Below are 852 nucleotides of genomic sequence, written 5' to 3'. Positions count from 1 at the left end.
GTGTTCATCTTGGTCGGTGCGGGGTAGCCGATGATGGTGCGGAGCAGGATCAGCGACGGCTTGTCGGTGACCTCGCGGGCCTTGTTCAGGGCCTCTTCGATGGCGACGACGTTCTCGCCGCCCTCGACGATCTGCACGTGCCAGCCGTACGCCTCGTAGCGGGCGGCGGTGTCCTCGGACAGCGCGATGGCGGTGTCGTCCTCGATGGAGATCTTGTTGTCGTCGTAGATCAGGGTGAGGTTGCCGAGCTGCTGGACGCCGGCGATGGAGGAGGCCTCGGAGGTGACGCCTTCCTCGATGTCGCCGTCGGAGGCGATGACGTAGATGTGGTGGTCGAACGGGCTGTCGCCGAGGGCGGGCTCGGGGTCGAAGAGGCCGCGTTCGCGGCGGGCGGCCATGGCCATGCCCACGGCGGAGGCGAGGCCCTGACCGAGGGGCCCGGTGGTGATCTCGACACCGCGGGTGTGGCCGTGTTCGGGGTGGCCGGGGGTCTTCGAGCCCCAGGTGCGCAGCGCCTGCAGGTCGTCGAGTTCGAGACCGTAGCCGGCGAGGTACAGCTGGATGTAGAGGGTGAGGCTGGAGTGCCCGCAGGACAGCACGAACCGGTCGCGGCCGATCCAGTCGGCGTCGGTGGGGTCGTGGCGCATGACACGCTGGAAGAGGGTGTAGGCGAGGGGGGCCAGGCTCATGGCCGTGCCGGGGTGGCCGTTGCCGACCTTCTGCACCGCGTCCGCGGCGAGCACCCGGATGGTGTCGACGGCCTTGGTGTCCAGTTCGGTCCAGTCGGCGGGGTGAACCGGTTGCGTGAGGACGTGGATGTCGTCTGTGATCGACACGGGCAGAAGTCTCCTG

Annotated in this window: 1 pseudogene; it reads right to left on the bottom strand. The window is 68.5% G+C overall.

From position 1 onward, the window contains the following. A pseudogene (locus tag G9373_RS45455) lies at nucleotides 1–836 on the bottom strand (transketolase); the annotation flags it as partial. Nucleotides 837–852 lie beyond the last annotated feature (16 nt).

It is taken from the genome of Rhodococcus sp. A14, from assembly GCF_011603105.1.
Taxonomy (GTDB): domain Bacteria; phylum Actinomycetota; class Actinomycetes; order Mycobacteriales; family Mycobacteriaceae; genus Rhodococcus_F; species Rhodococcus_F opacus.
This window is presented reverse-complemented; position numbering and strand designations above follow the sequence as displayed.